Source organism: Streptosporangium fragile (genome assembly GCF_039534445.1).
GTDB classification, from domain to species: domain Bacteria; phylum Actinomycetota; class Actinomycetes; order Streptosporangiales; family Streptosporangiaceae; genus Streptosporangium; species Streptosporangium fragile.
Genome location: NZ_BAAAVI010000048.1, coordinates 38,009 through 63,056 on the forward strand (window position 1 = coordinate 38,009; position 25,048 = coordinate 63,056).

General features: G+C 73.6%; 24 protein-coding genes. 13 read left to right on the top strand and 11 right to left on the bottom strand.

Annotated features, from left to right (window positions below; all coding sequences use genetic code 11):
• Positions 1–40: 40 nt before the first annotated feature.
• The 3 genes from ABD841_RS27580 to ABD841_RS27590 are packed head-to-tail and all read right to left on the bottom strand — an operon-like array spanning position 41 to position 2,205.
• On the bottom strand, positions 41–403 hold the full coding sequence (locus tag ABD841_RS27580) for a cupin domain-containing protein (RefSeq protein WP_344977906.1): 363 nt from the start codon (positions 401–403) through the stop codon (positions 41–43).
• A gap of 51 nt (positions 404–454) precedes the next feature.
• Positions 455–1,480, bottom strand: a complete 1,026-nt coding sequence (locus tag ABD841_RS27585; RefSeq protein WP_344977908.1) for a PseG/SpsG family protein — start codon at positions 1,478–1,480, stop codon at positions 455–457.
• Positions 1,477–2,205, bottom strand: coding sequence for a cytidylyltransferase domain-containing protein (locus ABD841_RS27590; protein ID WP_344977910.1), 729 nt, complete (start codon positions 2,203–2,205; stop codon positions 1,477–1,479). The genes ABD841_RS27585 and ABD841_RS27590 overlap by 4 nt, the downstream gene beginning before the upstream one ends.
• A 104-nt stretch (positions 2,206–2,309) precedes the next feature.
• On the opposite strand from ABD841_RS27590, the gene pseB reads away from it, so the two are divergent.
• The 4 genes from pseB to ABD841_RS27610 all read left to right on the top strand — a co-directional run bounded on the left by pseB (position 2,310) and on the right by ABD841_RS27610 (position 5,772).
• Positions 2,310–3,293, top strand: a complete 984-nt coding sequence (pseB, locus tag ABD841_RS27595) for a UDP-N-acetylglucosamine 4,6-dehydratase (inverting) (protein ID WP_344977912.1) — start codon at positions 2,310–2,312, stop codon at positions 3,291–3,293.
• The gene (locus tag ABD841_RS27600) at positions 3,293–4,417 is read left to right on the top strand and encodes a DegT/DnrJ/EryC1/StrS family aminotransferase (protein WP_344977914.1); all 1,125 of its coding nucleotides are present in this window, start codon (positions 3,293–3,295) and stop codon (positions 4,415–4,417) included. The genes pseB and ABD841_RS27600 overlap by 1 nt, the downstream gene beginning before the upstream one ends.
• 387 nt (positions 4,418–4,804) lie before the next feature.
• Complete coding sequence (locus ABD841_RS27605; RefSeq protein ID WP_344977916.1) at positions 4,805–5,080, top strand: hypothetical protein; 276 nt, start codon at positions 4,805–4,807, stop codon at positions 5,078–5,080.
• A 113-nt stretch (positions 5,081–5,193) separates the two neighbouring features.
• On the top strand, positions 5,194–5,772 hold the full coding sequence (locus tag ABD841_RS27610; protein WP_344977918.1) for a helix-turn-helix domain-containing protein: 579 nt from the start codon (positions 5,194–5,196) through the stop codon (positions 5,770–5,772).
• Between the two features lie 226 nt (positions 5,773–5,998).
• Here ABD841_RS27610 and ABD841_RS27615 read toward each other — a convergent pair whose 3' ends face one another.
• The 4 genes from ABD841_RS27615 to ABD841_RS27630 are packed head-to-tail and all read right to left on the bottom strand — an operon-like array spanning position 5,999 to position 11,736.
• Complete coding sequence (locus ABD841_RS27615; RefSeq protein ID WP_344977920.1) at positions 5,999–7,132, bottom strand: hypothetical protein; 1,134 nt, start codon at positions 7,130–7,132, stop codon at positions 5,999–6,001.
• Positions 7,132–8,868, bottom strand: a complete 1,737-nt coding sequence (locus ABD841_RS27620; RefSeq protein ID WP_344977921.1) for a hypothetical protein — start codon at positions 8,866–8,868, stop codon at positions 7,132–7,134. Before ABD841_RS27620 ends, ABD841_RS27615 begins: the two co-directional genes overlap by 1 nt.
• 52 nt (positions 8,869–8,920) lie before the next feature.
• Positions 8,921–10,681: a class I SAM-dependent methyltransferase gene (locus ABD841_RS27625; protein ID WP_344977923.1), complete on the bottom strand. Its 1,761-nt coding sequence runs from the start codon at positions 10,679–10,681 to the stop codon at positions 8,921–8,923.
• Positions 10,678–11,736 (bottom strand): hypothetical protein, encoded by a 1,059-nt coding sequence (locus ABD841_RS27630; RefSeq protein ID WP_344977925.1) that lies wholly within the window; start codon positions 11,734–11,736, stop codon positions 10,678–10,680. The genes ABD841_RS27625 and ABD841_RS27630 overlap by 4 nt, the downstream gene beginning before the upstream one ends.
• A gap of 187 nt (positions 11,737–11,923) precedes the next feature.
• Between ABD841_RS27630 and ABD841_RS27635 the strand changes: the two genes are divergently transcribed.
• The 6 genes from ABD841_RS27635 to ABD841_RS27660 all read left to right on the top strand — a co-directional run bounded on the left by ABD841_RS27635 (position 11,924) and on the right by ABD841_RS27660 (position 17,706).
• Positions 11,924–12,169, top strand: a complete 246-nt coding sequence (locus ABD841_RS27635; protein WP_344977928.1) for an acyl carrier protein — start codon at positions 11,924–11,926, stop codon at positions 12,167–12,169.
• Complete coding sequence (locus ABD841_RS27640; protein WP_344977930.1) at positions 12,150–12,902, top strand: SDR family NAD(P)-dependent oxidoreductase; 753 nt, start codon at positions 12,150–12,152, stop codon at positions 12,900–12,902. Before ABD841_RS27635 ends, ABD841_RS27640 begins: the two co-directional genes overlap by 20 nt.
• 50 nt (positions 12,903–12,952) lie before the next feature.
• Complete coding sequence (locus tag ABD841_RS27645; protein ID WP_344977932.1) at positions 12,953–14,305, top strand: AMP-binding protein; 1,353 nt, start codon at positions 12,953–12,955, stop codon at positions 14,303–14,305.
• Positions 14,302–15,348 (top strand): LuxE/PaaK family acyltransferase, encoded by a 1,047-nt coding sequence (locus tag ABD841_RS27650; protein ID WP_344977934.1) that lies wholly within the window; start codon positions 14,302–14,304, stop codon positions 15,346–15,348. The genes ABD841_RS27645 and ABD841_RS27650 overlap by 4 nt, the downstream gene beginning before the upstream one ends.
• The gene (locus ABD841_RS27655; RefSeq protein WP_344977936.1) at positions 15,345–16,679 is read left to right on the top strand and encodes an acyl-CoA reductase; all 1,335 of its coding nucleotides are present in this window, start codon (positions 15,345–15,347) and stop codon (positions 16,677–16,679) included. The genes ABD841_RS27650 and ABD841_RS27655 overlap by 4 nt, the downstream gene beginning before the upstream one ends.
• A gap of 202 nt (positions 16,680–16,881) precedes the next feature.
• On the top strand, positions 16,882–17,706 hold the full coding sequence (locus ABD841_RS27660; protein ID WP_344977938.1) for a polysaccharide deacetylase family protein: 825 nt from the start codon (positions 16,882–16,884) through the stop codon (positions 17,704–17,706).
• On the opposite strand, the gene ABD841_RS27665 is transcribed toward ABD841_RS27660, so the two are convergent.
• Positions 17,676–18,872 carry an acyltransferase family protein gene (locus ABD841_RS27665; RefSeq protein WP_344977940.1) on the bottom strand — a complete coding sequence of 399 codons (1,197 nt, stop codon included), beginning with the start codon at positions 18,870–18,872 and terminating at the stop codon, positions 17,676–17,678. The two genes, ABD841_RS27660 and ABD841_RS27665, sit on opposite strands and share 31 nt — an antisense overlap.
• Before the next feature lie 212 nt (positions 18,873–19,084).
• Here ABD841_RS27665 and ABD841_RS27670 point away from each other — a divergent pair, with 212 nt between their 5' ends.
• Complete coding sequence (locus ABD841_RS27670) at positions 19,085–19,453, top strand: nuclear transport factor 2 family protein (protein WP_344977942.1); 369 nt, start codon at positions 19,085–19,087, stop codon at positions 19,451–19,453.
• Between the two features lie 80 nt (positions 19,454–19,533).
• Positions 19,534–19,935: a hypothetical protein gene (locus tag ABD841_RS27675; RefSeq protein ID WP_344977943.1), complete on the top strand. Its 402-nt coding sequence runs from the start codon at positions 19,534–19,536 to the stop codon at positions 19,933–19,935.
• 138 nt (positions 19,936–20,073) lie between these two features.
• Here the strand turns inward: ABD841_RS27675 and guaA are convergent, their stop codons facing one another.
• Positions 20,074–21,654: a glutamine-hydrolyzing GMP synthase gene (gene guaA, locus ABD841_RS27680; protein WP_344977945.1), complete on the bottom strand. Its 1,581-nt coding sequence runs from the start codon at positions 21,652–21,654 to the stop codon at positions 20,074–20,076.
• A 50-nt stretch (positions 21,655–21,704) separates the two neighbouring features.
• Complete coding sequence (locus ABD841_RS27685) at positions 21,705–22,538, bottom strand: SDR family NAD(P)-dependent oxidoreductase (protein WP_344977947.1); 834 nt, start codon at positions 22,536–22,538, stop codon at positions 21,705–21,707.
• Between the two features lie 84 nt (positions 22,539–22,622).
• Here ABD841_RS27685 and ABD841_RS27690 point away from each other — a divergent pair, with 84 nt between their 5' ends.
• Positions 22,623–23,369 (top strand): SDR family NAD(P)-dependent oxidoreductase, encoded by a 747-nt coding sequence (locus ABD841_RS27690; protein ID WP_344977949.1) that lies wholly within the window; start codon positions 22,623–22,625, stop codon positions 23,367–23,369.
• A 124-nt stretch (positions 23,370–23,493) separates the two neighbouring features.
• Here ABD841_RS27690 and ABD841_RS27695 read toward each other — a convergent pair whose 3' ends face one another.
• The gene (locus tag ABD841_RS27695) at positions 23,494–25,008 is read right to left on the bottom strand and encodes a DUF885 family protein (protein ID WP_344977951.1); all 1,515 of its coding nucleotides are present in this window, start codon (positions 25,006–25,008) and stop codon (positions 23,494–23,496) included.
• Positions 25,009–25,048: the final 40 nt, after the last annotated feature.

Here is a 25,048-nt window from a genome sequence, read left to right on the forward strand (position 1 = left end):
CGACGCCCGTTCGGCGCCCCGGGCGTCCCCGCCCGCCGGGTCAGCCGCCCGTGGCCTTGGCGTACTCGCCGGCGCCGCCCGCGAAGTCGTAGACGACGGCGGCCTGGTCCCCGATGACCCAGGCGTCGTGCCCGGGAGTGAGGACGAAGAGGTCACCGGGCCCGGCCTCGGCCTCCGTGCCGTCGTCCATCCGGAACCGGAGCCTGCCCTTGACGACGAAGCCGTTGTGGTGGACCTCGCAGGAGTCGGTGCCGGCGATCGGCTTGACCGAGCGCGACCAGGCCCATCCCGGCTCGAAGGTGGCGATCCCGAAGCTCAGGCCCGGTAGGTTGTATACATCGAGGTGACCGAGCGGAAAATCCCTTCTCTCGTCCGGTTTATCCGTGTTTTTCACCTCAATCATGACAATTCCCCCTTTTGTCGCGATATTTAAGTCTTGCACCGCCGCCGGTGCCTAACAAGGCCACCCGGTGCGGGCCTCCGTCCCACGGAGACGCAGGTCGTGCAGCAGCGCTCCGGCCACCCGCTCCCGTCCCCGGCCGTCGACCAGCCCGCGCCCGCGCGCGGCGTACCGCGCGCGGAGGGCGGGGCGGGTCAGCAGCTCACGCAGGAGCGGGACCGCCTCGGCCGCGGAGTCCCCCGGGCCCAGCCCGGCGACCAGCTCCCGGCCGACCAGCGCCTCGTACCCGATCAGCTGGTTCTCGGCGACCCAGACGAGCGCGGCGGGCACGCCGAGGTAGAGCAGCTCCCAGCAGGAGGAGCCCGCGGCGGTGATCACCAGGTCGGCGCCCGCCATCAGCTCGGGCAGCTCGTCCGTCGGCGGGATCACCGCGATCCCCGGGCGGGCGGGCAGGGGCCGCGGGCTGACCAGGGTCGCCGAGAAGGGGACGGCGGTCTCGGCCAGCGCGTCCGCCCAGCGGTGGGCCATGCCCGCGGCGTCGGTGCCGCCGAAGAAGCAGAGCACCCGCGGGACCTCCGCGCCGGGCGCCGCACGCAGACGCCGCACGGCGTCACGGAGCAGGACGTAACAGGCCCCGGCCAGCCGGACCGCCCCCTCGGGCAGCGGCACGCCGCGCTCCTCGGCGCCGAGGTTCTGGTCGACGTACAGATCGGCGGCCTGGCCACGCGGATCGCCGTCGACGACGGCCAGGACCCGCAGCCCGGCCGCCCGGAGCGCGGCGCCGGTGCCCGGGGCGAGCGTGTAGGAGTCGAGGACCACGGCGTCCAGGCCGAGGGCGAGCGCCTGGGCGACGAGACCGTCCGGCGCGGCCTCGGCCGCGAGCAGCGGCAGCCCCCGCCCGGCGAGCTGGGCCGCCGCCCAGGTCAGACCCCCCAGGTCACCCAGGAACGTCACCGCCACCCCGCGCAGCGCCAGCTCCTCCGCGAGCGCCACGCACCTGATCAGGTGGCCGACCCCGATCAGCGGCCCGGCGTCGCAGCGGACCCCGACGCGCCTCCCCGGCGATCGCTCGGAACTCATGCCTCTCGCAGGGCCTTCTGCCGGACGTGGGCGTTGAGCGCGCGGACGTCGGGGCGGGCGCGCAACCAGGCGACCAGGGCGCGGACGGGGACGGCGCGGTCGCCGAACTCCTCCGCCACGCGGCGGATCAACCTCCAGTCGTCGCCGGTGTCCAGCGTGACACGCAGGTCGGAGGCGTCGGGGTGGTAGGTCAGCCCCATGATCCGGAAGTCGCCGGGGTGGGTGTAGACGTAGGAGGTGACGTGCGCGCGGTGGTGGCCGGCGGCGTCGTGGTCGGCCTTCTCCAGGGCGGCCCGGCCGACGATCTCCACGTCGGTGCCGCGCGGGAGCGTGTGCGGCAGCCCGGTGCTCAGGTAGTCGAGGCCGGGGACCGCCCGGTAGGCGAGGGCGGCCTCGCGGATCACCTCGGGGTCGAGGAGCGGGCAGTCGGCGGTGAAGCGCATGACCGCGTCACCCGGGTGGCGGGCCAGCGCGCCGCGGAAGCGGGTGAGCACGTCGTCGACCGGACCCCGGTGGCAGGCCACCCCCAGCCGCGCGCACTCGGCCTCGACCGCGTCGTCGGCCGCCTCCGCCGTGGTGGCGACCACCAGTTCGTCGACCGCCCGCGCCTGGCACGCCGCGCGGACCACCCAGCCCAGCACCGAACGGCCCGCGAGGTCCTTCAGGACCTTGCCGGGCAGCCGGGTGGAACCCATTCGCGCCTGGACGATTCCGATGATGCGCACCGATGCCCCATTCCCCGTTGTAACCGTGCGTCCCCATTCGGTCGCGCTATGCTACCGGCTCGGCGCGGTCGCCCACCGCGCTACGGCCAACTACGGGGGACTCCATGGGAATACTGCACGGGTCGTCGATCCTGGTCACCGGGGGCACCGGCTCCTTCGGCAAGGCGTTCATCCGCCACGCGCTCGACCACCTCGACCCCCGCCGCCTCGTCGTCGTCTCGCGCGACGAGCTGAAGCAGTACGAGGCCAGGCAGATGTTCGGCGACGACGAGCGGCTGCGCTGGTTCATCGGCGACATCCGCGACCGCGACCGGCTCACCCGGGCGATGCACGGCGTGGAGTACGTCGTGCACGCGGGCGCCCTCAAGCAGGTCGACACCGCCGAGTACAACCCGTTCGAGTACGTCCGCACCAACGTCGCCGGCTCGCAGAACGTCATCGAGGCGGCCATCGACTGCGGGGTGCGCAAGGTCGTGGCGCTCTCCACCGACAAGGCGTCCAGCCCCATCAACCTGTACGGCGCCACCAAGCTCGTGGCCGACAAGCTCTTCGTCTCGGCCAACCACTACGCCGCGGCCCACCCCACCCGCTTCGCCGTGGTCCGCTACGGCAACGTGGTCGGCAGCCGCGGCTCGGTGATCCCGTTCTTCATGCGCCTGGCCCGCGAGGGCGGGTCCATCCCGATCACCGACAAGCGCATGACCCGCTTCTGGATCACCCTCCAGGAGGCGGTGCGGTTCGTGATCGACTCCTTCGACATGATGCAGGGCGGGGAGCTGTACGTCCCGCGCATCCCCAGCATGCGGCTGACGGACCTGGCCGAGGCGGTGGCGCCGGAGAGCCCGACGTACGAGATCGGGGTCAGGCCCGGCGAGAAACTGCACGAGGAGATGATCGCGCCCGACGACGGGCGGCGCACGCTGCGCCTGCCCGACCGCTACGTCGTCCAGCCCACCATCGCGACCTGGGGGTACGTCCCCCCGCAGGGCGGCGCCACGCTGCCCGAGGGCTTCGCCTACCGCTCCGACACCAACGACCGGTGGCTCTCGGTCGACCAGCTCCGCAACATGATCTCGTTGGGAGTCTGATGCTTCCCTACGGCCGGCAGTCGATCGCCGACGACGACGTCCGGGCGGTGGCCGAGGTCCTGCGCGGTGACTGGCTCACCACCGGCCCGGCCGTCCGGGCCTTCGAGGCGGAACTGGCCCGCTGGACCGGCGGCGTCCCCTGCGTCAGCGTCACCTCCGGGACGGCGGCCCTGCACGTGGCCTACGTCGCGGCCGGGGTGAAGGCGGGGGACGACGTGGTCACCACACCGATGACCTTCGTGGCCACCGCGGCCACCGCGGCGCTGCTCGGCGCGCGCGTGGTCTTCGCCGACGTGGAGCCCGACACCGCCAACCTCGATCCGGAGGCCGCGCGGGCGGCGGTGACGCCACGCACCCGCGTGATCGCCGCGGTCGACTACGCCGGCCATCCCGCCGACCACGACGGGCTGCGCGAGGTCGCCGACGGCGCCGGAGCCCTGCTGCTCGACGACGCCGCCCACTCCATCGGCTCGCTGCACCGGGGCCGGCCGGTCGGCTCGCTGGCCGACCTGACGACGTTCTCGTTCTTCCCCACGAAGACCGTGACGACGGCCGAGGGCGGGGCCGTCGCGGCGGCGGATCCCGGGCTGCTGGACCGGGCGGCCCGTTTCCGGAACCACGGGCTGGTGCGGGAGCCCGCGCTGCAGCGCGACCCCGGCCACGGGGGCTGGCACCAGGAGGTGCACACGTTCGGGCTCAACTACCGGCTGCCCGACGTGCTGTGCGCGCTGGGCCTCAGCCAGCTGCGGCGCCTGGCGCAGTTCCGCGCCCGCCGGGCGGCGCTCGTCGCCCGCTACAACGCGATGCTCGCCCAGGTGCCGGGGCTGGCCCTGCCCCCGCGCAGGCCGTACGCCGACCCGTCCTGGCACCTGTACCCCGTCCGGGTGCTCGGCGGGCGCCGCCGCGAGGTCTACGACCGCATGCGCGAGGCCGGCATCGGGGTGCAGGTCAACTACATCCCGGCCTACTGGCACCCGGTCTTCGAGGACCTCGGCTACCGCCGGGGCATGTGCCCCAACGCGGAGGCGTACTACGCCCGGCAGCTCTCGCTGCCGCTCTACCCCGACCTCACCGACACCGACCAGGACCGCGTGGTGGAGACCCTGACCAAGATCCTGCGCTGAGCGCCCCGTGCCGGACACCCGGGGCCCGGGGCGAACCGCGCCCCGGGGCGGGGCCCGGCGGAGGCCGGGGGATCGGGAGACCACGGCTGGGTGGCACAGCCCGCCGGGCGGGGGAAGGTCAGGGCTTGAGGAGACGGCTGGTGGATCCGGCGGCGAGGAGGGATTCGTAGGCGGCGTGCGCGTCCTCCGGGACGCCCTGGGCGACGGCGAATCCGAACTTGGAATACATGATTGTGGGATGCGTGATACAGCAGGCCACGTCATAGACCAGTCGTCGCTTGCGTACACGATTCAACAGCGGAGTCGCACATGAGTCACTGGCACTACGACATCCTCATCGCTCCAGTGTATTGAGCTACATAGGTACTATGAGCTCAGGAGGATGTCATGACGATGCCCCAACCGGCCAAACGACAGTCGCCCCTGAAAGTCGACCCCGCCACCGACGAACTGATCGCCCAGGGAGCCCATTTTCTGGGGATGACCAAGAAGGACCTGGTCGCCGCCGCCGTCCGTGTCTACTTGGAGCAGCGGCGTGAGCACATCCGCCGGGGGATGATCGAGTCGATGAAGGCCCTGGACGGCTCCCTGAGCTCCAGCGTTTCTCTTCTTACCGGTCTGTCGCCCGAACGCATCAACGAACTCGGCGGCACCGGCGACTGAGCCGTACCGGGTCCGGTGGGGGCCGCGGTGCCGGATGTCGCGCCGCGGGCCTCCCTTCACTCGTCGCCCAGGATGCATCCGGCCGGAAAGCTCGGCAAAGTATATTTGCCGTTATGGCAAACGACGACGACGCGGTCCTGGCCTCCGTGGGCCCGCGGCTGCGGGCGCTGCGCAACAGTCGCGGCATCACCCTGACCCAGCTCGCGGAGACCACCGGCATCTCGGTCAGCACCCTGTCCCGCCTCGAATCCGGCGAGCGCAAGCCCAACCTGGAGTTGCTGCTGCCGCTCGCGCGCGCCTACCAGGTGCCGCTCGACGAGCTCGTCGGCGCGCCGCCGGTGGGTGACCCGCGGGTGCGGTTGAAGCCGATCAAGCGTGCGGACTCGACGATCGTGCCGCTGACCCAGCACCCCGGCGGGCCGCAGGCGTTCAAGATGGTCCTCGGCCCCACCCGCTGCGACCCCGAACCGCGTACGCACGAGGGCTACGAGTGGCTGTACGTACTCAGCGGGAAGCTGCGGCTGGTGCTCGCCGAGCACGACATCGTGCTCAAGGCGGGGGAGGTCGCGGAGTTCGACACCCGGCTGCCGCACTGGTTCGGCAGCACCGGAGAGGCACCGGTGGAGATCCTCAGCCTGTTCGGACCGCAGGGCGAACGCATGCACGTCCGCGCGAAACCGCGCAACGCGTAAGCCCGGCGGTGCCCTCCCTGGGTGACCACCCGCACCGGAAGACCGCCCGCCCTGCGGCAAAGCGCCCGTACCGGGCACCGTCCGGTTCCGGACCCCACGATCTGGAGGGGGATCGTAGGCGCCATGGACCCACGATCCCCCCAGATCATGGAAACCATGGGCCGGTGCGAGGAGCCGGAACGCCGGGAGCCCCGAGCGGGAGCCCCGGAGAGCCCGGGGCGGCACGTCACGAGGGCAGCCGGGTCACCGAGATCAGGGAGAGCCGCAGGCGGCGGCGGAGCCGGAGGTCGGCGGGGAGCACGACCAGGGCGGGCGCGGTCAGCGGGGCGGGGAATTCCAGGCGCGCGTCGCGCCGCCCCTCCCGGGTGAAGCCGGCCGGGATCGTCGCGCCGTCCTCCAGGCTCAGCACGAGCGGCGCCGGGATGCCGACGGGACGGATCCGGGCGGCCAGCCCGTACGCGAGCACGGTGAGGCGGCTCAGCACGCCGCGGACCCTCGCGTGCGCCGCCCGGCGGACCCGCCACGCGCGGAGCCGCAGCCGCCCCAGGCGTCCCGGGCGCCCCCGTCGCACGCGCGGCCGGGTGGGACCGCCCTTCGGCAGGCCGGCGACCCGGGCGCCCAGGCAGAGGGTGACCCGGCTGCCCTTCGCGGACGGCGGCACCGGGTTGACCACGATCATGCCGGAATCCAGCCTGCGAGCCCCCGGCTTCCTGCCGTGCTGGACCCCGCCGAGGCTGACCAGGGAGGCCGCCTCTCCGCTCACGGCGTCGAACTCCTTGGTAGAACGCCTCCGGGAGGTCCGCGGCACCGGCTCGAACTCCACCCGGTCGATGCGGACGCCCGTCACGCCCGAGGGCGCGATCCGGCCGCGCACGGCGTCGGTCAGGCGCGGCGAGGTCCCGTACCACTCGGCGGCGTCGACCGCCTCCACGCAGAGGAGCCCGTCCGGGGGAAGCTCGTCGGCGGCGAGGTCGAACTCGGCCGTCGCGCGGGGCCGCTTGCGCGCCGAACGCGAGTCGAGGAGGACGCACTGGCGGAGTCTCCCCTGGGAGCGGATCTGGATCAGCCGCGGCAGCCGGGAGGCCGCCGCGCAGTCGTCGACGTTCTTGCGCCAGTGCACGACCGACTTGTTGTCCAGCGAGAGCACGACCCTGACCCGTACCCCGGCCTCGGTGCCGAGCACCTTGAACCCGGCCAGGCCGGCGGAGGCGAACCTGCCGACGAAGCGCGTCCCACGGTAGACCTGGTCGGCCACCTGGAAGCCGTCGCTCCGGCCGCTCTCGACGGCGACCGGGGGGACCAGGACGGGTGCGGGCCTGTCGTGCTCGGTGACGAATCCCGCGCCGACGGTGGTGTGCATCACGAACTCCTGAGGGGGAAGGTCGCGGACGCGAGCGCGTCCGGGGAGAGCAGGTCGAAGCGGGTGAGGAAGGGGTCGCGGCGCTCCCACATCCGGACGACGGACGAGAACAGCGGGTCCCCGTCGCTCTCGACGTGGCTCATGTTGATGAAGAGGGTGCGCAGCAGCTCGTTGCCCGCACCGGTGTCCCAGGCCGGGACCAGCGGCGACGTCACGTCCGTCGCGCACCGGTAGAACCAGAGCCACAGCCGGGCGCGCTCGCGCTGCTCCTCGCCGAGGATCGGCTGCCCCTTGGCGGCCTTCTCGACCGACGTCTCCAGCAGCCTCCAGTACGACGGCCGGTCCTCGGCGACGAACGACAGCCCGCACGAGCTCCATTCCGACCAGCCCGCCTGGATCACCGGGATGCCGAAGGCGGGCAGCTCGTTGCTGACGCTGCCGCGGACCGTCACCCCCAGGTCCGTCAGGCTCCAGAGCATGTTCTTGGAGATGGCGACGCTGGGCCGGAAGACCATGTGGGAGTGGCCGGCGTAGCGCTCGGCGACCTGCTCGAAGAAGCCGGTGGAGTCGTAGCGGAACTGGCTGGGGTGGTCGAGGAAGACCCAGTTCGCCGCGGTGTCCGCGGCGGCGTACTCCGCCGTCTCCTCGAACCACCGGGCCAGGTCGTCGAAGACCTCGACGTTGGTGCCCAGCGCGTCGGAGACCGCGTGGTTGAAGACCGTCACCACCGGGCGGTCCGGCCCGAAGCCCAGCCGGCGCAGGGCGTGCGCGCGCAACTGGTCGCGCTCCACCTCGTTGCGGAGTTCCGCGGCGGCGAAGGCCCCCGCCCGCCACCAGCTGGGCCGCCCCAGGTTGCCCTTCGCCCGCCAGGTCACCAGCTCGGCGCTGGCGCGCAGGATGTCCCGGTTCGGCCAGACGGCCCGCTCGAAGTAGTCGCCGATCTGCCGGGTCAGCTCCGCCCGGTAGCTCACCTGCCCCGTCCGTTTCTCGGGGAAGAGGGTGTACGCCTTCAGCGAGCCGGTGCTCTGCACGTGGACCACGGGGACGTCGCGCCGCATGGCGGACTCCACGGCCAGGCCCCACTGGTCGTAGTCGACGTGGCTGGTGACGAACGCGACGGGCGTGACCGCGTCGAAGAGCGCGTCGTAGAAGGCCGAGAACGCCGCGCCGCGGGCGTGCCGCGCCAGGTAGGCGGGGTCGGCGGCGGCGGCGGGCGGCAGGCGCGGGACCAGGTTCAGCCGGCACATCGTCGCGTCCACGAACCGCCGCAGCAGGCCGGGGTCTATCGGGGGCACCGGCCGGCGGGCGGGCGCGTCCCCGGAACCCGCCGGCCGGAGCCGGGCGGCGCCTCCGGCGTGGCCGCCGGCCGGTCCAAGCGCGCCGAACACGCCGGGCACGCCGGCCGCCCCCGCGAGCCCGTGCACGGTGAGCACGTCCGACGGGCCGCAGGACCCGGCCAGCTCGTGCACGTTGAGCACGTCCGACGCGCCGAACGCCCCGGCCAGCGACCGGACGTGCTCGACGTCGAAGTCCTGCCAGAGCGTCTCGCTCCACTGCTCGTCGGTCCCGGTCACGACGACGAGGTGGGACGGGACGACGCACCTGATCGCGTTGGCCACGACGAGGTTGCGCATGATGACACGGATGTCCTGGTGCAGGGCCTCCACGACGACGCAGGCACCGCCCTCGGGCCGCGGGAGGCGGTTTCCCCAGTACGTCGCCACAGTCGTGAGCAACCGATCGAACTGTGACCTGTTCCCTACGAGATTCACGATTCCCCCACCACGCTTACCTCAAGATCGATTGTGGGTTGACTGTCTTCCCGGGCCGCTCCGTAGCCCGCCCGCCGCCCCGGCGCAGGAACCGCAGGGCGCGGCGGATGATCCGGGCGCCCGCCGAGCCGCGCCCGGCGCGCGGCGCGGGACACCGTTCCGTACGTGTGGTCCGCCGCCTCCCGCGGGCGGCCTCCAGCTTCCTTCGGGCGGCGCGCAGCGCCCGCTCCCGGGAGGTCAGCGTGGCCTCCAGCCGGTCGATCCGCGCCTGGGCCTCGGCGAGCCGGTCGGCCAGCCCGTTCCGTACGGCCAGCAGCTCCCGGTAGGTCGGCGGCGTCTCGGGACCGGGCGGCTCGCCGCCGCCGAGGGCCGCCCGGATTCTCGCGTCCAGCGCGACCGCGAGCTCCGGCTCACCCGGCCGGACGGTGGGCCCGCACAGGGTCGCCAGCGCCTCCGCCAGGCGGTCGGGTTCGGTGTGCCACGGCCAGGGGTGGTGGTGCCCGCTGCCCAGGAGCCGGACCGCGAAGCGCCGCAGCGCCCGCAGCAGCACGGCCCGGAGCGGCACCGGCCCGTCGAGCGCCCAGCCGCCGTCGACGAGGTCGAGCCGCTCGCCGTCCCAGACGACGTTGTCGGCGGTGGCGAAGGCCATCCGGCCCGGCAGCAGGCCGTCCGCGGCGTGCGCGGCCAGCCAGGAGGCCAGCGCGGTGACCGCCGCGCGGACCGCGGCCACGTCGTCGCGGGCGCAGCCGTCGAGCATGGCCTCCTCCAGCACCCGGCCGCGCGGGACCGGTCCGGCCGCTCCCCCGGGCACCCGGCGCAGCGGCCCCGGGGGCGGCGGGGGCGCCGGCTGCACGATCCGCCGGACCCAGCCGTCGCCCTCCCGGACCAGCTCGTACACCGCCGAGGGCAGCGGGGCGCAGACGCCGTCGTCGACGATCCCGGCCGGCGGGCTCCACGCCGCGGGCTCGCCCCGGCGCGCCAGCGTCACCCACACCGGGGCCAGTCGCCCGGCGAGCCCGTGCCGGAAGGCCCTCCTGGCCAGCCCGGTCGGGTCGGCGAGGACCGCGCGGCCGTCGAACCCGCGCGCGCAGGACGGCACCGCGACGGCGTCCGGGACCGGATCGCCCGACTCCAGCTCGTCCACCGCGAGCAGCACCCGGGGCACCTCCGCGGTCGGGAACCCCGCGTAGCAGCACTCGGCGGTCAGCCCCACCGCGGCCAGCTCCGCGAGCAGCGCCCGGGGGCCGGGCGGGTGGGTGGCGTCGAACCCGGGAGGGAACCAGTCGGCGTCGGTCCGGGTGCGGTCGGCGGGCTCCGCCTCGACGAAGCACTGGATGCCCAGCTCGTTGGGGGTGGCCATGGCGAGGATCCCGCCCGGGGCGACGAGCCCGGCCACCTCGGCCAGGCTCTCCCGCCAGGTGCGCGGCTCCGACTCCGCCGAGTGCAGGCGGCCGAACCCGTCGAGCGCGAGCACCGCGTCGAACGGCTCCAGCCCGGCCATCCCGTCCAGCCGGCCGCAGTGGACGGCGAGGCCCCCGTGACGGGCGGCCAGGTCCTCGGCGTCGGGCAGGGAGCGCAGCAGCGCGCAGACCTCTCCGGGACGGGTCAGGAGCCAGGCGACGAGCTCGGCGGGGTGCGGTCCGAGGAGCAGGGTCCTCCCGCCCTCGGGGACGGCCCGGCGCAGGAGTTCCCTGACGCCGCCGCAGGGAGGGCGGTCGACTCCGTCCGACCACAGGAGCATCTCGCCGCCGACGAGCCGCACGTTCACCCGCGTCACGTTCCCTCCACCCCGGTCCGGCGCGTGCCGGCCCCTTTCCGTCCGCTCCGCCGCGTGCCCGCTCCGCCCGCGCCGGTCCTCCCTCCGCCGTTCCCCTCCGGTACGGCCCCGCGGACGCCTCGCCCGCCCGTCCCGGCCTTGCCGGCGCCGGCCCGGCGGGAGCCCGGCTCACGGGAACCGGGCTCACGGGAACCGGTCCCCTCCGGCCGGTGGCGGGCGGCGGAGCCCGGGGCGGGCCAGCCGAACAGGTGGCGCAGTTCGGCGGGGCTGCGCATGTGCTCGAACCCCAGCTCGTAGCGGGCGGCCTCGGCCGCCGCGGCCCGGTCGACCTCGACCCCGTGCAACTCGGGCCAGAGGCGCATGCGGCGTGCCGTGCCGCCGTACTCGGGCCGTTCGTTCTCCAGCTGCATGGGGTCGCCGTACACGGCGACGTCGCAGCCGACCGAGGCGCCGTAGAACAGCGCGCTGCCCAGGCGATTGGAGGCGACCCTGCGGTGCCGGCGCAGCTCGACGAGCTGCCTGCGCAGGAAGTCGCGCCCGCGGAGATCCCAGCGTGAGCCGCGGTCGCCGTGGCAGACGACCCGGAAGCCCGCCCGCTCGTACCACCCGCGGACGGCGGGGTCGCGGTACTCCAGCCAGTAGAGGCAGACGGTCACCGGTCCCGGCTCCACGCTCCTGATCTCGTCGACCAGGGCGGCGTGGTCGCCGCGGACCGCGGCCTTCTCCCAGCCGTGGAAGGGGTACCAGATCGTGCCCGCGCGCTGCCGCTCCGGGACACGGCCGAGCCCGGGCTCCATGGCCAGCAGGTAGGCCCAGGGAGATCCGATCACGCAGTGGCCGCGCCGGCCCATCGACCAGCCCCGCCGCCGCAGGACGTCGGACCAGACGAAACGGGGATAGCCCGGGGTGCACCAGTGGTCGTCGGGCGGGAACCCGTGCAGGTAGTTCCAGCCGTGCTGGATGAACCCCCGGACCCGGGGCACGTCACGCTCGTCGACGCCGCAGTAGCGGGCGAAGATGCGCGAGTGCCCGTACCAGTGGTTGGACCGGTCCATCGTGCCCCCCTCCATGCCGAAGCGCCCCGTCGGAACTCGACCCTGACAGCCTGCGGGGACGCTCGCGGCGGCCTATACCATTTCATTACCTTCAGTGATCATCCGATCACGCAGAACGAGATTGCCCGGCCTGCGGGAGAAATTCCACTACACTGCGTCCGGGTTCAGACGCACAGAGTGAGGGAACATGGATCACCTCGAACGCCTCCGGGCCGTCTTCCGCACCGCCCTCCGGCTCGCGCCCGACGCCGCGGTCGACGGCCTGGAGTACCGCGCGATCCCCCAGTGGGACTCGCTGGCGCACATGGCGCTCGTGGCCGCCATGGAGGACGAGTTCGACATCATGATCGACACCGACGACGTGATCGACATGAGCTCGTTCGGCAGGGCTGTCGAGATCCTGGAGAAGCAGGGTGTCACGATCCCGCGCTGACTCCCGGATCGCACTCGTCACCGGCTCGTCCCGGGGCATCGGCCGGGCTGTCGCCCACCGGCTCGCGGTGGACGGCCACCTGGTCGTCGCGCACGCCCGCACGCCGGAGGCGGCCGCCGAAACCGCGGCGAAGCTCGCCGCGGAGACCGGCGCCGAGGTCGACGCGGTCCACGGCGACGTGGCCGACCCGGAGGCGGTCGCCGCGATGGCGCGGGAGGTCTTCCAGCGTCATCGGCGGCTCGACGCCCTGGTGGTCAACGCCGGGGTCCACGACGCGGGCATGCTCGGCGCCGTGCGCACCGACACGGTCGACCTGCTGTTCCGGGTCAACGCCCAGGGCGCGACCCACACGCTGCAGTCCATGCTCCGCCTCCTGCGCCGCGGCACGTCCCCCTCGGTCGTGTTCGTCTCCTCCGTGATGGGGGTCAGGGGCGCCCGCGGCCAGGCAGTCTACTCGGCGACCAAGGCGGCCGTGCTGGGCCTGGCCCGCGCCGCCGCGAAGGAGCTCGGCCCGGCCGGCGTCCGCGTCAACGCCGTCGCCCCGGGCTACATCCGCACCGGCATGCTCTCGACCCTCGACGAGGAGTCGCGGGCCGCGACGGTCGCGGCCACCCCCCTGGGCCGCCTCGGGGAGGCCGAGGAGGTGGCGGCCGTGACGGCGTTCCTGCTCTCCCCCGCCGCCTCCTTCGTCACCGGCCAGGTGATCGGCGTGGACGGGGGGATCGTGCTTTGACACCCCGGTGTCCCCGGCCCGCGACCCGCCGGAGAAGGAATGAGGTCCCGATGACCCTGGTGCACCCGTACGCCCGGCTGATCGACGCCCGTTCCGGGCGGGAGCTGGCGGGCCGGGCGCTCGCCGCCCGGATCGAGGCCGCCGCCGAGGAGCTGTCGGCGCTGCCCGCGGGGTTGCTGCTCGCCCCGATGCCGACCGAGGTCCCCGCGGTCGTCCGCTACCTCGGGGCGCTGGCGTCGGCCCGGCCGATCGCCCTGCTCGACCCGGCGATCTCCCGCGAGGCGCTGCTGGAACTGGTCCGGAGGTTCGTCCCCGCGGTCGTCGCCGACCCGCCGGGCGACGCCGATCCGCCCGCCGGGCACCACCGCGCCGGAGGATCCCGCTGGTGGGTGCGTCCCGACGCGCCGCTCCCCCACCCCGACCTGGGGGTGCTCCTCACGACCTCGGGCTCGACGGGCAACCCCAAGCTGGTGCGGCTGGCCCGCGCGGCCGTGCTCGCCAACGCCCGCTCGGTGGCCGAGTCCCTGCGCCTCACCCCCGGCGACGTCGCCCCCACCAGCCTGCCGATGCACTACACCTACGGGCTGAGCACGCTCAACAGTCACCTCAGCCGCGGTGCCGCCGTCCTGGTCACCCCGGCGAGCGTGCTCGACCGCGCCTTCTGGGGCGCGGCCGACACCCACCGGGCGACGCTGCTGTCCGCCGTGCCGTACCAGTTCGAGATGCTGCACCGGACGGGCTTCGACCCGGCCGCGCACCCCGCGCTGCGGGCGATCACCCAGGCCGGGGCGCGGCTCCGCACCGAACTGGTCGTCCACTTCGCCGAGCGGATGCGGGCCGCGGGCGGGCACCTGATCAAGATGTACGGGATGACCGAGGCGCCGCGCATCTCGGTGCTGCCGCCCGAGCGCCTGGCGGAGAAGCTCTCCTCGGTCGGGCAGGCGATCCCCGGCGGCGCGCTGTCCGTCGCCGACGACGGCGAGGTGGTCTACCGGGGCCCCAACGTGATGATGGGCTACGCGCTGTCGGCCGACGACCTGGCCAGGGGAGACGACCTGGGCGGGCGGATCCGCACCGGCGACCTCGGCCACCTGGACGAGGAGGGCTTCCTCTACCTGGACGGCAGGCTCAAGCGCATCGCCAAGGTCTTCGGGGTCCGGGTCAACCTCGACGACATCGAGCGGCTGCTGCGCGGGCGGGGCCCGGTCGCGGCCGTCACCGGCGACGACCGGGTCGTGGTGTGGGCCGAGGGCGTCGACACCGCGACCTGCGGGGAACTGGCCCGTGACCTGGCCGACCGGCTCAACCTGCACTGGAGCGGGTTCGACGTGCGCGGGATCGACCGGCTCCCGCTGCTGGGCACCGGCAAGGTCGACTACCGCCTGCTGGAGGCACAGGCGTGAGCGTGTTCACTCTCGGCGCGCGCGAGCGGGAGGCCCGGCTGCTCCCCGAGCTGACCGCGCTCACCGAGCGGCACCGGCGCCGCTGCCCGCCCTACCGCCGGATCCTCGACGCCCTCGGCTCGGCCCCGCCGTACGGCTCGCTCGCCGACCTGCCGTGGCTGCCGGTGCGCCTGTTCAAGACGCACGAGCTGAAGAGCATCCCCGACGAGGAGGTCTTCCGCGTCCTGGCCTCCAGCGGCACGACCGGTCAGCGGCCCAGCCTCGTGCACCTCGACCGGGAGGCCGCGGCGGCGCAGGCGCGCATGCTCGCCGCGACGCTGCGGACCGTCCTCGGCGAGCGGCGGCTGCCCATGCTGATCGCCGACAGCCGCTCGGTGGTCCGCGATCCGCGGCTGAGCGCGCGCGGCGCGGGCGTGCTGGGGATGATGAACTTCGGCCGGGACCACACCTTCGTCCTCGACGAGCACGGGGTCCCCGACCCCGGCGCGGTCTCCGCCTTCCTCGCCCGGCACGGGCGCGAGCCGTACCTGGTCTTCGGCTTCACGTTCATGGTCTGGATCTACCTGTACGAGGTCGCCCGCGAGCACCGGCTGGACCTGTCACGGGGGATCCTGGTGCACTCCGGCGGCTGGAAGCGCCTGGCCGACCGGGCGGTGGACCCCGCCGAGTTCCGCCGCCGCCTGGCCGCGGACACCGGTCTGTGCCGGGTCCACGACTTCTACGGCATGGTCGAGCAGATCGGCACCGTCTTCCTGGAGGGGCCCGACGGCGGGGGGCTGTACTGCCCCGACTTCGCCGACGTGGTGATCCGCGACCCGGAGACGTGGCGGGAGGCCCCCGTCGGCACGCCCGGCGTGATCGAAGTGATCAGCACCCTGCCCTCCTCCTACCCGGGGCACGTGCTGCTCACCGAGGACCTCGGGGTCGTCCACGGCGTCGACGACGGCGCCTGGCCCGGCAAGCGTTTCTCCGTGCTCGGCCGTCTCCCCCGCGCCGAGGCGCGCGGCTGCAGCGACACCTTCACCCGGCAGGACGCCGCATGACCCCCGACACCTCCGGAACCGCTCCGGCGAACCGGCCGGCCGCCGCGGCCGTCCCCGGCGGCGACCGCGTCCCCGTCCCGGGTCTCGTCCCGGACGGCGCCTCCGACGGCGGCGAACTCGTCCCGCGCTTTCCCTCGGGGGTGCCGCTACCGGTCGGCGCGCTCCTGGCGGAGCTGGAGCGGGAGCCGTGTGACGGGCCGTTGACCGTGGGGGACGAGCGGATCACCGCGTTCCTGTCCGCGGTCGGCCGCCGGCTGCTCTCCCCCGCCGTGGCCCGTGCCCACCCCGAGCTGGGCTCGCTCGGCTTCTTCCTGCGGCGTGCCGAGATCGCGCGGGCCGTCGACCGGCTCCGCGGCGAGCACCTGCGGGTCCCGCGCGGGCTGGTCTTCCACATCCCCCCGGCCAACGTCGACACCGTCTTCGTGTACTCGTGGGCCCTGTCCGCCCTGGCCGGCAACCGCAACGTGGTGCGGCTCTCGCGGCGGGCCGGAGGCGCGGCGCCGGCCGTGCTGGAGGCCCTGGAGTCCGGGCTGTCCGGTGCCCACCCGGCCGTGGCCCAGACCCAGCGGATCGTCTCCTACGAGCGGTCCGACGCGGTGACCGCGCGTCTGTCGGCCGCCTGCGACCTGCGGATCATCTGGGGCGGCGACCGGGCGGTGACCGACATCCGGCGCCACCCGCTGGCCCCGCACGCCCGCGACCTCACCTTCCCCGACCGCTCCTCGCTCGCGGTGGTCAGCACGGCGGCGTGGCTGGACGCGCCGGAGCGGGTCAGGCAGGCCGCGGCCGAGGCCTTCGCCGCCGACGTCTACTGGTTCGACCAGGCCGCCTGCTCCTCCCCGCGGACGGTCTTCTGGATCGGCGAGGCGGAGGCGACCGCGCGGGCCCGCGACGACTTCGCCGCCCGCCTCGCGGCGACCGCCGCCCGCAGGTGGCCGGTCGACGCCGCGATGGCCGTGCAGAAACGGGTCGGCGCGTACGGAGCGGCGGCCGACGGCACCGTCCGGGCGCTGGCCTTCCACGGCAACGCGCTGACCCTGCTCGACCTGGCCGACCCGGCGGATCCGCCGCGCCACTGGCTCGGTACGGGCACGCTCGGCCACGCCCGGCTCGGCTCGCTGGCGGAACTGGCCGGGGTGGTCCGCCGCGGGGACCAGACGCTGAGCGCCTTCGGCTTCGACCGCGCGGAGCTGGAGGGCCTGGCCCGGACGCTCGCCGGGCGGGGGATCGACCGCATCGTGCCGTTCGGGCAGGCGCTCACCTTCCACCCCGTCTGGGACGGGGTGGACCTGCTCCACGAGTGCACGCGACTGGTGACGATCTCGGGTTGAGGAGGCCGGGCGGGGCGGGCGGCGGCCCGGGTCACCGCCGTTCCGCCGCCGGTCGGCGCGCGGTCCGTCCCTGAGTTTCGGCTGGCAGAAGCCTGAAGAGCAGCTTAAAGATCCTCCGGTGCCCAGACTTCTGGGCGAAGTGTCCGGATAGGATGCCGTTTCTGTCCCCTCAGTACCATCCGCAACATCCGGAGTTTCCCTCATGAGATCCCCCACCCGACTGGCCCTGGCCACCTCGTGTGCGCTGGCCCTCGTGTCGACACCGACGGCCGCGTGGAGCGCCGACACGCCGAAGGCGGAGGGCAAGACCGCCTCCACCGCCAAGGCCGCCCCCGTCGACTGCGCGAAGGTCAAGTGCATCGCGCTGACCTTCGATGACGGCCCCGGCAAGTACGCCGACAAGCTGCTCGACACCTTCAAGAAGTACAAGTCCAAGGCGACGTTCTTCCTTGAGGGCCAGTACGTGAAGTCCCGCCCGGCGTTCGCCAAGCGCATGGTCGCCGAGGGTCACGACATCGGCAACCACAGCTACACGCATCCGCACCTGCGGGAGCTCTCCGAGGACAAGATCCGCGAGGAGCTGCAGAAGACGCAGGACATCGTCAAGAAGGCCACCGGGAAGTACCCGACGACCATCCGCCCGCCGTACGGTGAGTTCGACACCCGCGTCCAGGCCATCGCCACCGAGATGGGCATGCCGATCGTCCTGTGGAACGGCGGCTCCCGCGACTGGGCCACCAAGAACGAGACGGCCATCTACAACGAGGTGCTGAAGAACGCCAAGCGTGACGGCGTCATCCTGATGCACGACTGGGTTGAGCAGACCGTCACGGTGATGCCGAAGCTGCTGGCCGCGCTGCAGAAGCAGGGCTACCACGTGGTCGCGGTCTCCTCGCTGCGCGGCTTCAAGGACGCCAAGGCCGGCGACGTCTACCCGGTCGGGTCCGAGAAGGACAAGGACCTGTCCTCGGAGTCGCCCACCGGCGACCCGGAGGCCTACGCGGAGTCACCCGCGGACGGTCTCTGAGCGACCCGCTTTCCCAGCCGCTGCATGGGAAGCTCCACGTAGCGGTAGGTGAGCCCGCTCAGACCGAGCACTGCCAGCACGAACCCTGCCGACAGTGAGAGCTGCACCACCGGCTGCGCGGCCCGCACGTCTCCGACGACGGCGTACGTGAGCCGCAGCAGCGGGTGGTGCAGCAGGTAGACCGAGTAGCTGATCAGGCCCAGCCAGACGAGGGCCCGGGGCAGCCGGCGCCCGCGCAGGGCCATCGCGGTCGCGAACGTCGCCCCGGCCAGTGCCATCGTGGCGAGCCACGGGCCGGGCTGCACCCACCACCAGCCCGCCTGGATCGACCAGATCGGGGCCAGTGCCACGAGCGCGGTCGCGGCGGCCACCGGCCCGAGCCCGCCGTCACCCTGCTCCCAGCGGTGGATCGCGGTCCCGGTGAACATCACCGCGAGGATCGCCGCGCCCAGCCAGGGCACGAAGCCGGCGAAGAGCAGCAGCACCACGGCCATCCCGCCGAGGACGTACGCGGCGACGTTCCGGAACCGGCCGGTGACCAGGCAGGCCAGGCCGGCGAAGAACACCGCGCCGGACACGTACGCGGGCCAGGGCCCCGCCAGCAGCGGCGCCGACAGCACCAGCCCGGCCACGACCGCGACGGCCCCGAAGCCCACCGCGAGCCTCCCGCTGTGACGGTGCAGCCCGGCGACGAACAGCGCGGTGACGAGCAGGTAGAAGACCATCTCGTACGAGAGCGTCCACATGGTGTCGGCCAGGCCGCCCAGGTGGACCACGTCCAGCAGCATCGTGGCGTGGGCGGAGACGGCCGACAGGTCGCGGGGTACCTCCTCGCGGACGGGGATCCAGAGGGCCATCAGCAGCACCCCGGCGGACACCAGCAGGTAGATCGGGTAGAGCCGGAACAGACGGCTGATCCAGAATGCCCGGACGTCACCCCTCCGCTCCAGCGAGACCGGGATGATGTAGCCGCTGACCAGGAAGAACACCAGGACGCCGTACATCCCGAGGTTGAACCAGTACGGCCGCAGGGCGGGCGCGAACCAGGGCAGCAGGTGCTCCAGCAGCACGGCGAGGGCCCCGAGTCCGCGTAGCGTGTCCAGCCACGCCAGCCGGGTGAGAGTGCTCGCGGGGGCTGTGACGTCGGTGGTGGGGGAGGGAGGCACTTGCCCCAACTTACCCGCCGCCCCCCGGTGAAACGGGCCGATGGTCCCCATTGCCAGCAACCTCCCATCCCGTCCGCCGCCGCGGCGGCGCGCATGACCGATAGGGCGAGCCCCAAGTACCGGTGGATGACAGATTCCGTGTCCGGCCGATCTCCGTAGCTTTATGACCTGCGAGAACAACCGCGAAAGTCAGCAAAACGGAGAAAAACGGCATGAACGACATCACCCGGCTGGTCGAGCGCTACCTCGCCACCTGGAACCTCGCCGACACCGCCGAACGCCGCGCGGAGATCGCGGCGATCTGGACGGAGGACGCCCGCTACGTCGACCCGCTGGTCGACGCGGCCGGACCCGACGCGATCGACGCCACGATCGAGGCCGCCCGGCGGCAGTTCCCCGGCCTGGTCTTCACCCTGGCCGGCGACGTCGACGCCCACCACGACCTGGCCCGCTTCACCTGGCACCTGGGCCCCGAAGGGGGCGAGCCCATCGTGGTCGGCTTCGACGTCGCGGTCCTGGCCGGAGACCGCCGCATCCGCACCGTGCACGGCTTCCTCGACCGGGTCCCCGCCGCCCGCTAGCCGTCCCCGGGCTCTCCACCCGCCCGGGACTCCCCCGCCGCCCACCCGTTTATCAGCCCGCCCGGAAAGGTTCTCCCGCCATGACCAGCAACGTCACCGCCACCGACACCCGTAGGCTCCTGCGCCTGGCACTCCGCCTGGACGCCCTCGTCACCGGCGCCAACGGCCTGGCCTACCTGGCGCTGGCCGGTCCGATCAACGACCTGCTCGGCCTGCCGGTCGGCCTGCAGTACGGTGCCGGCGCCTTCCTCGCCGTCTACGGCGTCGCGGTCTGGCTGGTCGCCCGGCCGGAGCGGATCAGCCCCGCCGCCGCCGCGACGGTCGTCGCGCTCAACGTCCTGTGGGCCGTGGCGAGTGTCGTCGAGCTGGCGGTCGGCGGGCTGGGCGTCACCACCCTCGGCGCCGTCTGGGTCGTCATGCAGGCGGCCACCGTCGGCGGCTTCGCGGCCCTGCAGTATCTCGGCCTGCGCAAGGCCCGGTGAGGCCACCGCACCGCCCCCGATCCCCGGCTCGCGAGGACCGGGAGAAACACCGACGGCGCGGTCCCGGAGGCGGAGAACCTCCGGGGCCGCGCCGTCGGCGGCGTCCCCGGGCGGGACGACGGCCCGCCCGGGAGCGCGCTACTCCCACTCGATGGTGCCCGGGGGCTTGCTCGTCACGTCGAGCACCACGCGGTTGATCTCGCGCACCTCGTTGGTGATGCGGGTGGAGATGCGGGCGAGCACGTCGTAGGGGACGCGGGACCAGTCGGCGGTCATGGCGTCCTCGCTGGAGACCGGGCGCAGGACGACCGGGTGCCCGTACGTGCGGCCGTCGCCCTGGACGCCCACCGAGCGGACGTCGGCGAGCAGGACGACCGGGCACTGCCAGATCTCCCGGTCGAGGCCGGCCCGGGAGAGCTCCTCGCGGGCGATGGCGTCGGCCTCACGGAGGATCTCCAGGCGCTCGCGGGTGACCGCGCCGACGATGCGGATACCCAGGCCGGGGCCGGGGAACGGCTGGCGCCAGACCATGGCGGCGGGCAGGCCGAGCTCCTCGCCGGCCCGGCGGACCTCGTCCTTGAACAGCGCGCGGAGCGGCTCGACCAGTGAGAACCGCAGGTCGTCGGGGAGGCCGCCGACGTTGTGGTGGGACTTGATGTTCGCGGTGCCGGTGCCGCCGCCGGACTCGACCACGTCGGGGTAGAGCGTGCCCTGCACGAGGAAGTCGACGGGGCCGTCGGCCATGATGGCGCGCTGCTCGTCCTCGAAGACGCGGATGAACTCCCGGCCGATGATCTTGCGCTTCTCCTCGGGGTCGGTGACCCCGTCCAGCGCCTTCAGGAAGCGCTCCTGGGCGTCGACCACGCGGAGCTTGACGCCCGTCGCGGCCACGAAGTCACGCTCGACCTGCTCGGCCTCGCCCTTGCGCAGCAGCCCGTGGTCGACGAACACGCAGGTCAACCGGTCGCCGATGGCCCGCTGCACCATGGCGGCGGCGACGGCGGAGTCGACCCCGCCGGACAGCGCGCAGATGGCGCGGCCCTCGGGGCCGATCTGCGCGCGGACCGCCTCGACCGCGTCCTCGACGATGTTGAGCATCGTCCAGGAGGGGCGGCAGCCCGCGGCGTCGAGGAAGTGCTTCAGCACGGTCTGGCCGTACTCGGAGTGGAGGACCTCGGGGTGGAACTGCACGCCGTACAGGCCGAGCTCGGGGTGCTCGAAGGCGGCGACGGGGGTCTCGGCGGTCGTGGCGGTGACGGCGAACCCCTCGGGGGCGGCGGCGACGCTGTCGCCGTGGGACATCCAGACCGCCTGCTCGGCGGGGAGCCCGGCGAACAGCACGCCCTCGTCGGTCACGGTCAGGCGGGTGCCGCCGTACTCGGCGACGCCGGTCCTGGCCACCTTGCCGCCGAGCTCCTGGGCCATGGCCTGGAAGCCGTAGCAGATGCCGAAGGTCGGCACGCCGGTCCTGAACAGGCCGACGGGGACGGCCGGGGCGCCCTCGGCGTAGACCGACGAGGGACCGCCGGACAGGATGATGGCCTTGGGCTTCTTGGCCATCATCTCCTCGACCGGCATCGTCGACGGGACGATCTCGGAGTAGACGTGGCATTCACGCACCCGTCGTGCGATCAGCTGCGCGTACTGCGCGCCGAAGTCCACGACCAGGACCGTGTCGAAGTCGGACACCAAGACCCCCAAAGATAACGCAGCGGTCATCCCAGTCTATCGGCGCTCGTCAGCGCACATACTCCTGACCGCGGAGGGCCCTACGCGCGGTCGGGGAAGGAGGGCAGGCCGCCCGCGAGCAGCGCCTCGGTCTGCTCACGCAGGCCCCGGGCGTAGCCGGGATGGGTGAGGACCAGGAAGCGCTCCTCGCGGATGCCCTCGACCGCGGCGCGCGCCACCTCGGCCGGGTCCAACCCGCGCTCGACGGCGTCGTCCAGGACGCGGGCCGAGGCCGCCTCGTCCTCGGTGCGCTCCTCGACCAGGAGGTTCTCCGGGCGGACCCGCTCGGAGCGGTTGATGTCGGTCCGCACCGCGCCGGGGCACAGCGCCGTCACGCGCAGCTTGGACCCGACCGCCGCCAGGTCCTGGGCGAGGACCTGCGAGGCGGCGAACGCGGCGTGCTTGGAGACCGAGTAGGCGCCCGAGGACGGCGCCGTGAACAGCCCGGCGACGGAGACGGTGTTGACGATGTGCCCCTCGGTGTCCTGTTCGATCATCCGGGGCACGAAAGCGCGTATGCCGTGGAGCGTGCCCCAGAGGTTCACCCCGAGCAGCCAGGTGAAGTCCTCCGGCTTCCTGGTCCAGATGCGGCCGCCCTGGAAGACCCCCGCGTTGTTGCACAGGACGTGGACCGCGCCAAGCTCGCCGAAGGACCGGTCGGCGAGGTGCTGGACGGCCGCCTCGTCGGAGACGTCGGTGACCTGGGTGAGCGTCTCGGCCCTCGGCACCCGTGAGGCGGTCTCCGCCAGTCCCACCGGGTCGACGTCGGCGAGCATGAGGGTCATCCCCTCCTCGGCCAGGCACAGCGCGAGCGCCCGGCCGATCCCACCGGCCGCCCCGGTGATGACGGCGACCTTGCCCGCCAGTTCCCGCATTCCGCCTCCCCGATCCCGGCATACCCAGTGCCCGGTTGGTCACAAAGCTAACGTGAGGGTCATTACCAGTCGAGGAGGTACGCGATGGCCAGGACCGGAGTCATCGTCACCGGCGGGGCGTCGGGCATCGGACGGGCCTGCGCGCTGGCGCTCGCCGAGACCGGCCGCCCGGTCGCCATCTGGGACCGCGACGAGACGGGCGCCAAGGAGACCGCGTCCTTCGTCGCGATGAACGGCGCCTCCTCGGTCGCCGTGACCCTCGACGTCACCGACTCCTCGGCCTACCCCGCCGCGATCGCCGCCAGCCGCGACGTCCTCGGGTCGATCGGCGGCCTGGTGCACGCGGCCGGCATCGCGGCCCCGCAGGCCGTCCGCGACCTGACCGAGGCCGCCTGGGACGCGGTCCTCGACGTCAACCTGCGCGCCCACGCCATGCTCACCAAAGCCCTCCTGGACGACCTGCGCAAGCACGAGAACTCCGCGATCGTCGCCATCTCCTCGATCGAGGGCCTGGTCGGGCAGGCGTTCATCCCGGCGTACTGCTCCTCGAAGGCCGGCCTGCTCGGCCTGACCCGGTCGATGGCCCACGAGCTGGCGCCGATCCGCGTCAACGCGGTCTGCCCCGGCTACATCGACACCCCGATGCTCGCCGACGCCACCGGCGGTGACATGAGCTACCTGGAGGCGTTCACCAGGAGGTCGCTCTTCGGCCGCCTCGGTCTCCCCGGGGAGGTGGCGGCGGCCGTGCGGTTCCTGATGAGCGACGAGGCGTCCTTCATCACCGGGACGCACCTGGTCGTCGACGGCGGGGCCACGGCCGTCGACCGCTGAGCACGGCCGACCGGGCGGGCCCGTGCACGTGGCGGGCCGATGCGCGCGGCCGGGCCGTGCGCACGGCGGGCCCGCCGTGCGTCACGGGCCCGCGCGGGCGGCCGGGCGGGCGGGCCCGGGACGGTCAGAGCGCCCGGTCGAGCAGGCCGAGGGGCGGGGAGCCGAGGTCGAGCATGGCGGTGTGGAAACGCTTCAGGCTGAACCCCGCGCCCCACTCGGTCCTGGCCCTCTCGCGCAGGCGGAGGATCTCCAGCTTGCCCCAGGTGTAGCGGCCGTAGGTCGGGTCGAAGGTGGCGCGGGCCGCCTCCGACCTGGCCGCCGGGCCGGTGATGTGGGTGTCGGCCGCGAAGCGGCGGGCGCCCTCCTCGACGGTCATCGCGCCGGAGTGCACGCCGATCGCGCAGGCCAGCCGGGTCACCCTGATCAGCGCCTCCAGCCAGACGCCGATCTCGAAGCGCGGGTCGTCGGGCGCGAAGCCCTCCTCCACGCAGAGCTCCTCGGCGTAGTGCGCCCACCCCTCGGCGAAGGCCGTCGACATCAGCGTGCGCCGCACGTCGGAGCGGACGTGGCGCATGGCCCGGCCGTGGGAGAAGTGCCCCGGGGCGACCTCGTGCACGTCGATCGCGGGCAGTGTGGTCTCGCTGAAGACCTCCAGCCACTCCTCGACGTCGCGCTCCGGCCAGGAGGGGTCGGGCGGGGTCACGTGGTACCACGAGGGGCCGTCCGGCTCCCCGGGCGCCGACCAGCTCATCATCGCCATCCCCCAGCGGCGCGACTCGGGCGCGATGCCGACCAGGCACTCGCCGTCGTGGTAGGGCACCAGGTCCTTCTCCCGGGTGAACGCGATCGCCCGCTCCGCGCCGGCCCGGGCCGCCTCGACGACGCCGTCGGGGCCGGGGTGCTGCCGGACGAGCTCGCGGGCGACGTCCAGCGGCGGCCGCCCGGCCTCGCCCAGCCGGGCGCAGGCGTCGGCGAGCCGTTCCATCAGCCGGTCGCGCTCGGCGTCGGCGCGCTCGGCGAGCCGGCCCAGGTCGACCGGGAGGCCGTCACCCGAGCCCATCAGCCGGGCCAGGCCGTCGGCGCCGAGCGAGGCGTCCGGGTCACCGGAGAACGTGGCCCGCTCGATGTGCTCGACCAGGCGGGCGTGGGCCTTCAGCGCCGCCTCGCGCACCTGCTCGTCGGCGTCCGCCGGCACCCCGGCGCCCAGGCCGCGCACGGCTCCGAACAGCGCGGTCGCCACGGGGGCGCTGAGCATGTCCAGCGCCGCGATCGCGTTGTCCACGGCCTCGGGCCAGCGGGCGAGGTGGGCGTGCTTGGCGGCGGTCCGCTCGGCCTCGGGGGCGTACTCGCGGTCGTAGGTGGCGAGGTCGAGATTGCCCAGGTGCTCCAGCGGATTGCGGCGGTGCAGCTCCAGCTCGCCGAGCTGGACCCGGGCGGCATCCTCGAAGATCTGCAGGTGCGCCGCGTCGTGCGGGTCCGCGGGCAGCGGGCCCCTGCCCAGCGCGGCCAGCCCCGCGCGTACGCCCTCCGGGGAGAGGTCCTGGATCACCCCGTCGTACTCGTGGCGGCCGGCCATCTCACGGACGCCGGCGACGGCGAGGTCGCACACCGCCCGGAGGCGGCTGTCGAGTTCGGTCATGGGCGTGACGCTATACCAGGACGGAGGGCCGGGAAGATCC